The following is a 12,892-nucleotide window of genomic DNA, read 5'->3' on the forward strand; positions in this document are numbered from 1 at the left end:
CCCCCATGCTCGTCATGCCTGCGAAGGCAGGCATCGCACGTCATGCCTGCGACGGAGCTTCCAGGCAGGCCAAAGCTTTCGTCTGCCTGCGGCAGCCGAGCTACTTTCTCTTTGCGTGCTCAAAGAGAAAGTAGCCAAAGAGAAAGAGCACCCCGCTTGGCGCTTGCCGGGCATCGGGCAACTGCTCCCTGCGTTGCCTCAACTCGGGCATCCATGCCCTCGCCTGCCCGGCAAGTCCGTGAGCCGGGGCCGGGCTTCTCGACAGGGCATCCTGCCCTGGCGAAAAGGAGCCGACATCCCTGTCGGCTCCCGCTGCGCGGCCTGTCGTCCCCGCCTCACCGCCGCACAGGGGCCCCGGGTAGAGCAGCGCGCCATCCTGGCGCGCACTCGGTGCGCAGCCGCTTCGCGGTCGCGAGAGCAGGGCGCGACGGCAAAGGGAACGTCCTCTATCGGCCAGAAGCGGACGGTCGCGATCTCCACAAGGCTGCCGAATAGCGGTCGTTGGAGGCTTGCCAACACATCGAGTACGGTCTCTGTTTCTGACCTCCGGCAAGTTCCGGATAGTATCTCGTGAAGCCATTCGGTCTAAGTCAGACCCGATCAGAATGGCGTCGATGGCACAGGGGAACGGAGTGTTTGCCTACTATCTCGAACTGGCTGTGCGCAGCTTGCGGCGCAGCCCTGGCCTTACTGCACTGATGATGCTGGCGATCGGCTTTGGCGTGGCGGCATCAATGACGATGTATTCGGTATTCCGCGGCGTGTCTGCCGATCCGATTCCATGGAAGTCATCACAACTGTTCGTGCCGCAAATCGATGCCTGGGGGCCGGGCCACCGCGAAAATGGCGAGCCGCCCATTACGCTGACCTATATCGATGCCATGGCGCTGATGCGCCAACATCGGGGCTTGCGCCAATCGGCGATCGCTCCGATATGGCGGTCCATCACGCCTCCGCGTTCCAGTCCCGGCACCGATCTTATCGAGACACGGGGCTACGCGGTCTACAGCGAATTTTTCCCCATGCTGGATCTGCCGTTTCACCACGGTAGTGGCTGGAGTGCGGGCGATGACGAGCATCGAGCCGCAGTGGTGGTGATCAGCGATCACTTCAATCAGGAGATGTTCGGCGGCGGCAACAGCGTCGGCAAGACCATCGCTATCGCCAACCATGACTACCGTGTCGTGGGTGTCACCAAGCACTGGAACCCGCAGCCGGAATTCTTCTCACTTTTCCGATTCCAGCCAGCCGAGCCTGACTTTTTTCTACCGCTTTCATTCGCAGTTGCAAACAACGTCCTTAGCGACATCGCCTCTGATTGCGCGAACGGCCAATCGTTGCGCACCGATTTCGCGGCGCTTCTGCGTTCGGACTGTGTATGGCTCTCCTACATGGTTGAACTCGATAGCCCAGCCGCCGCACAGGCTTACCGGCAATACCTCGATGCTTACGCCAGTGAGCTGCAACAGCTGGGCCGCTTCCCCTGGAAACCGAACAACCGCCTGCGCGACGTGCCGGCGTTTCTCAACTACCGGCAGGTGGTGCCTAGCAGTACCCGTGTGTCGCTATTGGTGGCGCAAGGCCTGCTGGTCGTATGTCTGTTGAACACGATAGGGCTGCTGCTGGCCAAGTTCCTGCGGCGTAGCGGTGAGATCGCCGTGCGGCGTGCACTCGGGGCATCGCGGGCGTCGATCTATGCGCAGTTTCTCACCGAGGCGGGGGTGATCGGCGTCGGGGGCGGCCTCCTCGGATTGCTGTTCACGGCCATCGGAGTGCTCAGTGTCGGCGTGGTGATGCCGGCAAGGCTCGCCGCGCTGGCGCGATTCGACCCTACGTTGCTGTCTCTTACGCTGCTGCTTGCCGTGACAGCCACCCTGCTTGCCGCGATCTACCCTGTGTATCGGGCGTCGCGAGTACCGCCTGCGTTGCAGCTCAAGGCATCCTGAGGATCACGCAGTGAATGTCTATCCCATCCTCGTGGCATTACGGCGGCACAAGGCCGCCGTGATTCTCATCGTGTTGCAGATCGCGCTAACGTTGGCGATCGTCGCCAATGCCTTCTTCATCATCGGCCACACCATGGCACGCATGAGTCGCACGTCCGGGCTGGATGAAGACGGCCTGATCTTCATTTGGCAGAAGTTGCCCGTCGTAACCGGCGATGCTGCCACCATCATCGAAAAGATAGATGCCATGCAGCGCGCGGATCTGCAGGCGATACGGAATCTGCCGGATGTGCAGGATGCCACGGCAACCGCAAGTTTCCCTCTGCTCCAGGGCGATGGCGAAGGTGATATTTCTCTGGATGCGGACCGCCAAGGCAAGTTCGTGCATGCGGCTTATTACTACGGCGACGAGCACTTGCGGGGGACTTTCGGCGCGCGCCTGATTGCCGGCCGCGACTTTTTCGCCAGCGAGATCCGGCACGGACAAACACTCCTGGGCTCAAAGGTCATCATCGTGAGCAAGGCCCTGGCCGACCAACTTTTCCCGAGCGGCAATGCACTAGGTCAGGCGGTGTATCAGGACGGCAAGCTGGCCACGATTGTGGGCATCGTCGAGCGCCTGCGGATACCGAACATGGACGACAGTAACTGGGCCGATAACTCGGTGATCGAGCCGTTGCGGCAAGATGGCTTCTGGACGGGCTATGTGGTCCGCGCGCGCAACGGCCGCACGACGGAGGCGATACGCGATATCCACAAGGCACTCTTTGCCTTGGACCCGATGCGCCACATGCCCCCCGGTGCGGGCGTTCATCCGGTCACCGAGATGCGTGCCTCGTACTATGACGACGAGCGCGGCGTTGCGCTGCTGATGGGCGTAATTTGCATCATTCTGCTGAGTGTTACCGCCGCAGGCATCGTCGGTTTGACCAGTTTCTGGGTTGGCCAGCGGCATCGGCAGATAGGCGTTCGGCGAGCACTGGGCGCCAGAAAGATCGACATACTGCTTTACTTTCAGATTGAGAACCTGCTGATTGCCGGAGGCGGCGCGGTCATCGGCGCGCTGTGTGCCGTTGGCCTCAACGTATGGCTGATGAAGCATTACGAGATGATGCATCTTCCGGTGTTCTACGTGGCAATGGGCGTACTTGCCATGCTCGTGCTCGGTCAGGCTGCAGTGCTGATGCCAGCGCGCCGTGCTTCCAATGTGCCGCCGGTGGTGGCGACGCGGTCGGTTTGAGCATTGGATCCTTGATCAGCAGAGTTCGGTTCGCCTTATCAAATTTATCGGTCTAGGCAGTGAACGGATTTCCAGAGAGCGGACTGTCACCGACGGCAACAATGGGTCGCAAGCGGTCGATCAGCAATTGGCTTTGGAGCTCTTGCCCTCGTGGGGAACGTGACAGTTCGCGCGCGGTGCTGTGGCTTTGCTCCGGCTTTCTCCAAAAGTGCGGGCCAGGATGGCCCGCTGCTCTACCGGGGCCCCTGTGCGGCGGTGAGGCGGGGACGACAGGCCGCGTAGCGGGAGCCGACAGGGATGTCGGCTCCTTTTCGCCAGGGCAGGATGCCCTGTCGAAAAGCCCGGACCCGGCTCACGGACTTGCCGGGCAGGCGAGGGCATGGATGCCCGAGTTGAGGCAACGCAGGGAGCAGTTGCCCGATGCCCGGCAAGCGCCAAGCGGGGTGGCCTTTCTCTTTGGTTACCTTTCTCTTTGGCCACGCAAAGAGAAAGTAACTCGGCTGCCGTAGGCAGACGAAAGCTCTTGCTCTCAAATGCCGTCGCGCCAAGCAAGAGCATCGCGCGCAAGCGCGCTCCTACAAGGCATTCGTCGTCTTGCGCGACGACTGAAGTGCGATTCCTGCCTTCGCAGGAATGACGAGCAAGCAAGATCGGGGCTTCCGGCTACGGTGCCCGCTTCAACGCCAGCACCGCGTTCAATCCCCCGAACGCAAACGAATTGCTGAGCACCGCCCGCACCGGCATCTCGCGCGCGACGTTCGGCACGTAGTCCAGGTCGCAGGCCGGATCGACCTGGTCCAGGTTCGCGGTGGGCGGCACCACGCTGTCGCGCAGCGCGCCGATCGCGGCGACCAGTTCCAGCGCGCCGGAGGCGCCGAGCGCGTGGCCGTGCATGGACTTGGTGGAGGACACCGCGAGGCGGTCGGCGTACGCGCCGAAGGCCAGGCGGATCGCGCGCGTCTCGGTGACGTCGTTGGCCTGGGTGCCGGTGCCGTGGGCGTTGATGTAATCCACGTCTTGCGGGTTCAGTTCGGCCTCTGCCAGTGCCAGGCGCATCGCCGTAGCGGCGCCTTCGGCGCTGGGCATCACGATGTCGCTGGCGTCGGCGCTCATGCCGGTGCCGGCCAGTTCGGCGAGGATGGTGGCGCCACGCGCCTGCGCGTGCTCCAGCGATTCCAGCACGAAGATGCCGGCGCCTTCGCCGAGCACCAGGCCGCGCCGGTTCGCGCTGAACGGACGGCAGGTGTCGTCGGCCACGACGCGCATCGCCTCCCATGCGCGCAGCGCGCCGTAGGTGAGGCAGGCTTCGGTGCCGCCGGTGACGGCGGCGTCGGCCATGCCGTAACGGATCATCTGCGCGGCCTGGATGATCGCGTGGTTGGCCGAGGCGCAGGCGCTGGCCACGGCGTAGGTGGGGCCGTGCAGGCCGTACGCGATGCTGATCTGGCTGGCCGAGGCGTTGGTCATCAGCCGCACGATGGTGAGCGGGTGCGCGCGCTGTGCGTTCTCGGCATACAGGCGCCGGCTCTGCTCGTCCTGGGTGGTCTCGCCGCCCACGCCGGTACCCACGATCACCGCGGTACGCAGGCCCAGGCCGCCGGCGAAGTCCACGCCGGACTGCGCCACCGCCTCGCGCGCCGCGTGCAGCGCGAACTCCGAGGTGCGGTCGAGCAGGGGCAGGGTGCGCTCGTCGATGTGGGCGGCGGGGTCGAAACTCTCCGGTACCTGGGCGGCGACCTTCACGCGCAGGCGTTCGGCATCCGGGTGCCGCAGCGGGCCGATCGCACTGCGGCCCTCGCGCAGGCCCTGCCACAGCGCGGCGGCGCCCACGCCCAGCGGGCTGATCGCACCCATGCCGGTGATCACCACCCGGCGCGTCGATACGGTCGGCATCACTTGCTTCCTTCGCCCGCGGCGGCCTTGTCGTCCAGCGCTTTCTGCACCGCGTCGACCAGGCTCTGCGCGGTGTCGGTGTCGAAGTTGGCGCCCTGCTGGTCGGGGAAGTTGATGTTGAAGTGTTCCTCGATGTCGAAGATCATCTCGATCGCTTCCAGCGAGGCGACGCCCAGGTCCTTCAGGGTGGATTCGGGCCTGATCGTCGCCACCTCGATCTTGGCCTGCTTGGCGATGATCTCGAACACCTGCTGCTGGATCGTTGCGGTCATGACGATGTCCTTCGGTGGCAGACAGTAATGGAAGGCCCGCGCAAGGTGTCTGGTGCAGGCTGCGCACAGTCTAGGCAAACTCGCTTACTCATGCCTTTCATTTCGCAACTGGAACCGGATGCGTTGCTCGCGGCATTCATGCTGGAGCCGCCGATCGGCTTCGTGGTGGACCATTCGCCGCAGGGCATGCCGGTCTTCGTGGCGCCGTTCGACCTCTTGACCACCGCCGACGAGGCACTGCGCCGTCGCCTGGCTGCATTGCCGCTGTACCGCCACTGGAGCCGTCTGCTGCGCTGGCGCACCCGCTTCGCCGGCACCACCGTGACCGAGTACGCGCCGCTGCCTGCCGGGGTGTCGCCGGCGCGGCTGGCGCAGGGGCTGAAGGCTGCGTTCGGGCGCGAGTGCCGACTGCTGATCGTGAAGGACATTGCGCAGGAGTCGCCGCTGCTGGACGAGGCGGCGAATGCCCACGCGGGTGCCTTCGCCGCAGCCTGTGCGGCGGCGGGCTTCGTGTTGCTGGAAGGCCAGGCGCTGGCCTTCGTGCCGATCGACTTCGGCTCGGACGACGACTATCTCGCGCGGCTCTCGCACAGCCGGCGCAAGAATATCCGGCGCAAGCTGCGCTCGCGCGCCGGCCTCGAGATCGAGACGCTGCGCACCGGCGACGCCTGCTTCAGCGACGAGGCGACGCTGGCGGCGTTCCATGCGCTGTTCGACAACGTGTATGCACAAAGCACGATCCACTTCGACCGGCTCAGCGCGGCGTTCTTCCGCCTGCTGCTGCAGGATGCGGCCAGCGGTGGCGTGGTGTTCGTCTATCGCCATGCCGGGAAGATGATCGGCTGGAACCTCTGCTACGAACACGGCGGCAAGCTGGTCGACAAGTACGTCGGCTTCGCCTACCCCGCGGCGCGCGAGCACAACCTGTACTTCGTCAGCTGGATGCACAACCTGGGCTACGCGCGCGAACGCGGCCTGACGCATTACGTGGCCGGCTGGACCGACCCGGAGGTGAAGTCCTTCCTCGGCGCGCGCTTCACCTTCACCCGCCACGCGGTGTACGCGCGCAATCCGCTGCTGCGCGCGCTGCTGCGCCGGCTCGGCAGCCACTTCGAGAGCGATCGCCGCTGGCAGACGGCGGTGGAGGCGGTCGATGGATAGGCTGGCCAACCGTCCCGTGGTGCTCGACATCGACCATTCGGTGGGGCCGCTGCCGGATCGCCTGGTGCTGCCGCTGGAGCATTGGCAGGAGTCGATCCGCTTCGGCTGTTCGCTGTCCGGCATGCAACGCTTCCGCACCATGCTGGACCAGCTGCTGCCGGAGCGCCACGGCACCGTGTTCACCGGCAGCGGCGACTTCCATCATCTGAGCTGGCCGCTGATCGAGCGCGTGCGCAGCGAGGCGCCGTTCCAGGTGGTGGTGCTGGACAACCACCCGGACAACATGCGCTTCCCGTTCGGCGTGCACTGCGGCTCGTGGGTGCGCAAAGTGGCGCGGCTGCCGCAGGTGAGCCACGTGCATGTGCTCGGCATCACCTCCGCCGACATCGGCGCCGGTCACGCCTGGGAGAACTACCTGGCGCCGCTGCTCCGCGGCAAGCTGAGCTACTGGAGTATCGGCGTGGACACCGGCTGGGCGCGCCGGCTTGGCCTGGCGCGCGCGTTCCGCGGTTTCGACACGCCCGCGGTGCTGGTCGATGCGTTCGTCGAGTTCCAGCGTACGCACGCCGCGCCGAGCTACCTCACGATCGACAAGGACGTGTTCGCCGCCGACGTGGCACGGACCAACTGGGACCAGGGCCGCCTGCAACTCGACCACGCGCGGGCGCTGATCGGCAGCCTGCGCCACGGCCTGGTCGGCAGCGACATCAACGGCGAGATCTCGCATTACCGCTACCGCACGTGGTGGAAGCGCAGGCTGTCGGCGCTGGACGCGCAACCGGCGGTCGACACCGCGCAACTCGCCGACTGGCAGGCGCAGCAGCATGCGCTGAACCTGGAACTGCTGCAGGCGATTGCGGCTCTAGGGCCAGAACAGTTCAACGGTATGAAAAGGGGTACGTGACCCCCAAAAATATTCTCAATGAGGTACTGTGTTCGTGTTACGCTGCCAAAAGCCAGCATCGTTTATCGACGGCGAACATTCAGCAACTGGGGAGTAGCTGATGTCAAGGATGACGACATTCCGACCGAGGATCTTGGAGAGCCTACGCTGGAGCGCAGCTCGGTGCTGTCCGCATCACGGCGCTAGCTCAGGGCAACTCGCCGCCGCGCAGACGCACGGCTTGACCAGCTATCTTTCTTTTTGTGTCTCGATGAAGCGAAGCGATCATGGCCCATTGAGCTGCTTGGGGCCACTAGCCGCTTTCATCCCTACTCTCCAGAACATCCCTAATGCGACGGGTGGCATGTCGAGAGGTCACGTTTTCCTTTTTTGTATGAGCGTTAATGTATGCTGAAGAAGGGACTTCTCTGATTTTGGGTAACAATGCTGCTTACTGCACTGCTTCGCCAGGTGCGGTAAATATACCATGGAGGATTTGGCTGTGGGTGATTACATAACGTTGTTTCGTGTTCGCACTGCCATGCTTCTGGTTTCTTCTATATTTTGGCTGGTTACCCCATCCATTGGGCTGTGTGTTCAAGACAAGCCGGTGTTGCCCAAGGATGCTCCGCCGGAGTGGAGTATGCCGGTAAATGTTTCAGCTGATGTCAAGGGTAGAAATTTCGCGTCTGTTTGGACATTTAAAAGCTCAAATTTTGGTCACGATATATTTTTAAGAACGGGAACCGCCTCTGGCGGTGTGACAGTCAAGGGAGTGGCGTGTCCTGTGGGCGACCCTATCATTCCGAATACGGGTGCGAAAATCGAATCGGTCACATATTTCGCCGTACCTGTTGAAATGGGGCTTCAATACACGCGCTACTATCATTCCATAAAATCCGCGCCGGCCGACCTGGTGGGTTGGCATGACAACTTGAGTGCTTGGCTGGATTTGACGTGCAATGGGTCGGAGACGCGCTGTAGCAACATTACACTTTACCGTCCGAACGGTACCAGCGCCACGTTTCTTTATGGCCCCAATGTCACAGGACTTCACCCACAGACAAATAATGGTATTGCCAGTCTGATAAAGAATGCTGACGGCACCTACACACTTCATGACGAAGATACCAGTGTACAAACCTTTGTTCCGGATTCCTATGGACAGAGTGCCAACCTGCAATCGGTGAAAGATACGGCCGGCGTCGGCTGGACGATCACCCGTTCTCCTTACAATAGCCAAACTCAGACATCCACTACCGTAGTGACGCACACCAATGGATCATCTTTTACCATTGTCTACAGTGCCAATTATACCGCCACGCTGACGGATCCTGCAGGAAATGTTTACTCGTATACCGACTCGTCAAACAGCAATTCTGTTACCCTTCCGGGTTCCCCGGCCACGCTTATCCAGTACAAAAATAACTCGATCGGGCAGTTGACGGAAGTCGATTACAACGGTGTGCCTTATTCGATCACTACCTACGACAGCTCGTTACGCGCCACTGGGTCGCACATGGCGGATGGTTCGCAAGCCACGACTATCGCCTATGGAACGAATGCGACCGGCCCAACCGCCACGATCACCAATGCTCTGGGACACCGTTCGGTGCAGCAATTCGGCGGCACAGGCTCCCCACTTCTCTCGGAAAGCAATGATGCGGTAGTGGACTGCAGTGCGACGAACAACGTCCGTGCCTATGACATGTATGGCAACCTGCAGCAAACGACGGACAACAACGGCAATATCACCCGATACATCTATGCCGCTAACGGCCAACTGCAGAGCTTGGCTGAGGCCTATGGCACGACGTCGTCACGTACGACGAACTATGTGTGGGATTCCAATGCCTCGCTCAACCGCCAGCTGAGTGTCACGGTCGAGGGTTGGTCGAAGACAGCTTACACCTACAATGCCCAGAATCGCCTGGCGTCGGAGTCGATCACCGATCTTTCGGGTATCAGCAACCAGATCTTGACCACCCAGTACAACTACGTGTTGTACGGAAACGGCATGGTGCAAACCATGTCCGTGGTACACCCGTCACCCAATAACAGCGACACCGACGTCTATCGGTACGACACGCTGGGCAATCTGATCTCCGTGACCAACGGGTTGGGCCAGACAATTACCTACAGCAACTACAATGGTCTCGGCGAACCAGGACGCATCACCGGTGTCAATGGCGACATCACCGATTTTACGTACGATGGCCGAGGTCGGGTGGCTGCCAAGACAACCTACCCGGGTGGCGTAGCTGCCACTTGGTCCTACACCTATGACAGTTTCGGGCTACTGTCCAGCCTCACGGCGCCGGGCAATGAGGTGACGACCTGGACCCGGAACCCGTACATGCAGGTTACCCGCATTACGCGCAACGACAAGGATGGCGCTTCCACCGAGAGCTTCATCTATGACGCCATGGGAAACATCACCTCGGATGTCGTGGCCCGCGGTACTGATATCGGCAAGTCGCAGACGGTTGTGTACGACACACGTGGCAACATCTACCAGCGCGAAGGCGCGCACGGCCAGGTCGAGACCTACGCCTACGACGGTAGCGGCAATGTGGCCTCAGTGACCGATGCGTTGGGGAACAAGACCAGTTTCCAGTACGACGCACTCAATCGAAGAACCCGCATTTTGGACGCCAAAGGTGGTATCACGCAGTACGCCTACGACAAGGGCGACAACGTGACCAGCGTGACCGACCCGCGCAACTTGATTACCAGTTATGTTTACGATGGGTTGGGGAAGTTGTGGCAACAGGTCAGTCCGGATACTGGTGTCACTCACTTCGCCTATGACAACTACGGTCGGCGATCAAGCATGACTCGCGCCGATGGCACGCTTACCGCCTACGGGTACGACGGTCTCAGTCGCCTCGTCAGCGTCGGTGCAGGCGGCAAGACGCAGAGTTTCATTTACGATACCTGCACCAACGGTAAGGGGCGGCTATGCGCGGATAGCGACGCAACTGGCACGACGTCCTATAGCTACACTCCGGAAGGCTGGGTGGCGGGGCGCAGCTTCGTCGTTGCCGGTACCTCCTACGCGCTCGGCTATAGCCATGACTCCATGGGCCGGATCGCCATGGTGACCTATCCGGACGGCAACCAGGCGAACTACACCTATACAAACGGTGTGGTCTCGGGTGTCACACTCAAGATGGGCACGACAGTGGTCAACGGCGCCACCGCCATCAGCTATCGCCCGATGGATCTGGCGATGGCGACGTGGACGTCCGGCAATGGCCTGGTCAATACGTTGAGCTACGACACCGACACGCGTCTAGCCGCGATCAGTGTGCCGGGAAAGCAAAGCCTAAGCTTCGCCTACGACACCGCCGATCGCATCACCCGGATCAGCAACGGTATCGACACCAGTCTGACGCAGAATTTCAGCTATGACGCCCTGTCGCGACTGACCACGGTGTCCTCCGTCGCAGACAATGAGAGCTTCCAGTACGACGCCAACGGTAACCGCACCGTGCAGACGGGTGTGCTCGATTCTGTCGACGCCACCAGCAACCGGCTGGCGAGTTCTGGCAGCACCTCGTACGGTTACGACGCGCAAGGCAATACCACCACAGTCAATGGCGCTGCTACCTACCACTACGATGCCTTCAACCGGATGGACAGTGCTGGCGGCACGGCCTATTACGTCAACCCTGAGGGGCAGCGGCTACGCAAGACCGGAGCCGCTGGCGCCACGTACTTCGCGCCCGATCATGGAGGTACTCTGTTGGCGGAACAAGTGAATGGCGCTTGGATCGATTACGTCTGGCTCAACGGCCGACTGATCGGACGCATCGCGAACGGTCAGGCCTATGCGATCCACGCCGACCAGGTGGGTCGCCCGGAGGTGATGACGGACGCCAGCCAGATCGTGGTATGGCGGGCGCAGAACTTCGCGTTCACGCAGAACGTGGTCGTCGCCAACGTGATGCTTAACCTGGGCTTTCCGGGGCAGTATTACGATGCGGAGACCGAAGCCTGGAACAATGGGTACCGTGATTACAAGTCGGGGCTGGGGCGGTACTTGGAGAGTGATCCGATTGGGCTGCTGGGTGGGGTTAGTACATATGCCTATGTCGGCAACAATCCGATAAGCAACGTCGATCCGCTCGGGCTGCGTCCTCTCACAGAGTGTGAAAAGAACACGCTAAGTCCCTATATTCCTCAGCAGGACTTAGACAATGCCGATCTGCATGATGGCGAGGTGCCGTCGTATCTGGGGAAGGGCTATGACGGCATAACGAGGGGGAACGACATCTACTTCCGGCCCGGCGTCTACGATTCAAGCACTTCGGCTGGAATCGCGGTGCTGGGTCATGAGTTGGTGCATGTTGGTCAGTATCGCCAAGGCATGACTTGGATCAGCTACCTGTGGTCAACGCGGCATGGCTACGAGAACAGCAAATACGAGAAACCCGCTTATGCCATGCAATCAAGAATTCAGGACGATTTAAACAACAATGGATACGCGGGCTGCGGGTGCAAATAATGAATATCCTTGTCAGGCTGACCGTAGTCTCTGCGTCCTTCCTTGTTGCAGGCTGCAGTTTTGCTGCGAATTCACATCTTCGCAATACGTGCAATCCGTGGGTAAATACCTTTTACAAAAATTCGTTGAGGGAGCGGATTGCTACATTTGATTCCTACGACCTTGGGAGTCAGTACGAGATATTCATTTGCGGAAACCAAGTGATTCATCCACCAGCAATCTACTTGGCCGAATCGTTTGCGAAGGAGGGAGCTGCCGCTGTTCCGCTCCTAAAGAAAAAACTAGCTCAAGCCGACGATGATCTGACGGTTCGAGACATAGTGCTTGTCTTTGCTGGAATGCAGCGGCAGCGCTCATACGACGTCTCTAAAGACGCCGATCTTGTGAGGCTGATAGTCGAAAAGCTTAACGGAATGCACGACCCGGAATGGAAGGCTATTGCACAAGGAAATCTGGATAAGATACTTGGGGTATCAAAGTGAGAAAGGCTCACAGGGCCGCATGTTGTTTTGCCACATGCCCTGCAAGTCTCCCGCACCGACGGACGCTAGGGATGCTCTGATCTATTCCCTGTCTGAGGCATCATAGCGACGGCCCTCAGGAAGTACATCCCCGATGAAGCAGCGTTCGTTCGCGTCGTTGAGTTGTAAGCGTCCGCCCACCTCATATTCCCCAAGTACTTCGTAGCCGCTGCACTACGCGCCTGTTCAGCCAAGAACGTAGCGATGAGCATGAAGCGGAGTGGAGTGGGCGGCACAGGTCGACCGTGCGCATGGTGGCTGGTGAGTGCGCCGGTAGATTTTCGCTGTGGTGCGGATCGGCTGCTGGTGCACGTGCGCGAAGTGCTGGGGCGGGAACCGTTGGACGGTTCAGCGTATGTGTTCCGCAACCGCCGCGCCACACGCATCAAGGTGCTGATGGTGGACGCGCAGGGCGTGTGGCTATCGGTGCGTCGATTGCATCAGGGGCGATTCGTCTGGCCGTCGG

The 12,892-nt window shown here is 61.0% G+C and carries 9 protein-coding genes; 7 read left to right on the forward strand and 2 right to left on the reverse strand.

Translation table 11 applies throughout. The features are described from left to right. Positions 1-632: 632 nt before the first annotated feature. Both RHOOR87_RS0118290 and RHOOR87_RS0118295 read left to right on the forward strand, forming a co-directional pair. Positions 633-1,946, forward strand: coding sequence for an ABC transporter permease (locus RHOOR87_RS0118290; protein WP_027485841.1), 1,314 nt, complete (start codon positions 633-635; stop codon positions 1,944-1,946). A 10-nt stretch (positions 1,947-1,956) separates the two neighbouring features. Continuing rightward, the gene (locus RHOOR87_RS0118295; RefSeq protein WP_027485842.1) at positions 1,957-3,186 is read left to right on the forward strand and encodes an ABC transporter permease; all 1,230 of its coding nucleotides are present in this window, start codon (positions 1,957-1,959) and stop codon (positions 3,184-3,186) included. Positions 3,187-3,849: 663 nt separating this feature from the next. Here the strand turns inward: RHOOR87_RS0118295 and RHOOR87_RS0118300 are convergent. Together RHOOR87_RS0118300 and RHOOR87_RS0118305 are read right to left on the reverse strand one after the other, a co-directional pair. Further along, complete coding sequence (locus RHOOR87_RS0118300; protein WP_027485843.1) at positions 3,850-5,079, reverse strand: beta-ketoacyl-[acyl-carrier-protein] synthase family protein; 1,230 nt, start codon at positions 5,077-5,079, stop codon at positions 3,850-3,852. Beyond that, the gene (locus RHOOR87_RS0118305) at positions 5,079-5,351 is read right to left on the reverse strand and encodes a phosphopantetheine-binding protein (protein ID WP_027485844.1); all 273 of its coding nucleotides are present in this window, start codon (positions 5,349-5,351) and stop codon (positions 5,079-5,081) included. The genes RHOOR87_RS0118300 and RHOOR87_RS0118305 overlap by 1 nt, the downstream gene beginning before the upstream one ends. A gap of 90 nt (positions 5,352-5,441) precedes the next feature. Between RHOOR87_RS0118305 and RHOOR87_RS0118310 the strand changes: the two genes are divergently transcribed. The 5 genes from RHOOR87_RS0118310 to tnpB all read left to right on the forward strand — a co-directional run. Continuing rightward, entirely contained in the window at positions 5,442-6,512 is a 1,071-nt protein-coding gene (locus RHOOR87_RS0118310) for a GNAT family N-acetyltransferase (protein WP_027485845.1), read from the forward strand. Next, the gene (locus tag RHOOR87_RS0118315) at positions 6,505-7,416 is read left to right on the forward strand and encodes a hypothetical protein (protein ID WP_027485846.1); all 912 of its coding nucleotides are present in this window, start codon (positions 6,505-6,507) and stop codon (positions 7,414-7,416) included. The genes RHOOR87_RS0118310 and RHOOR87_RS0118315 overlap by 8 nt, the downstream gene beginning before the upstream one ends. Positions 7,417-7,882: 466 nt before the next feature. After that, on the forward strand, positions 7,883-11,905 hold the full coding sequence (locus RHOOR87_RS19465; RefSeq protein WP_081700032.1) for an RHS repeat-associated core domain-containing protein: 4,023 nt from the start codon (positions 7,883-7,885) through the stop codon (positions 11,903-11,905). Continuing rightward, positions 11,905-12,387 carry a hypothetical protein gene (locus tag RHOOR87_RS20545; RefSeq protein ID WP_155950980.1) on the forward strand — a complete coding sequence of 161 codons (483 nt, stop codon included), beginning with the start codon at positions 11,905-11,907 and terminating at the stop codon, positions 12,385-12,387. Before RHOOR87_RS19465 ends, RHOOR87_RS20545 begins: the two co-directional genes overlap by 1 nt. 243 nt (positions 12,388-12,630) lie before the next feature. Then, positions 12,631-12,892, forward strand: a 262-nt coding sequence (tnpB, locus tag RHOOR87_RS20105) for an IS66 family insertion sequence element accessory protein TnpB (RefSeq protein WP_155950981.1), incomplete at its 3' end; no start/stop codon positions are given.

Source organism: Rhodanobacter sp. OR87 (assembly GCF_000473345.1).
Lineage (GTDB): Bacteria > Pseudomonadota > Gammaproteobacteria > Xanthomonadales > Rhodanobacteraceae > Rhodanobacter > Rhodanobacter denitrificans.

Bases quoted from the DNA above. Each gene is read 5' to 3' on its own strand.
- RHOOR87_RS0118300 (WP_027485843.1), bottom strand. From the start codon at position 5,079: ATGCCGACCGTATCGACGCGCCGGGTGGTGATCACCGGCATGGGTGCG.
- RHOOR87_RS0118305 (WP_027485844.1), bottom strand. From the start codon at position 5,351: ATGACCGCAACGATCCAGCAGCAGGTGTTCGAGATCATCGCCAAGCAG.
- RHOOR87_RS0118310 (WP_027485845.1), top strand. From the start codon at position 5,442: ATGCCTTTCATTTCGCAACTGGAACCGGATGCGTTGCTCGCGGCATTC.
- RHOOR87_RS0118315 (WP_027485846.1), top strand. From the start codon at position 6,505: ATGGATAGGCTGGCCAACCGTCCCGTGGTGCTCGACATCGACCATTCG.
- RHOOR87_RS19465 (WP_081700032.1), top strand. From the start codon at position 7,883: ATGGAGGATTTGGCTGTGGGTGATTACATAACGTTGTTTCGTGTTCGC.
- RHOOR87_RS20545 (WP_155950980.1), top strand. From the start codon at position 11,905: ATGAATATCCTTGTCAGGCTGACCGTAGTCTCTGCGTCCTTCCTTGTT.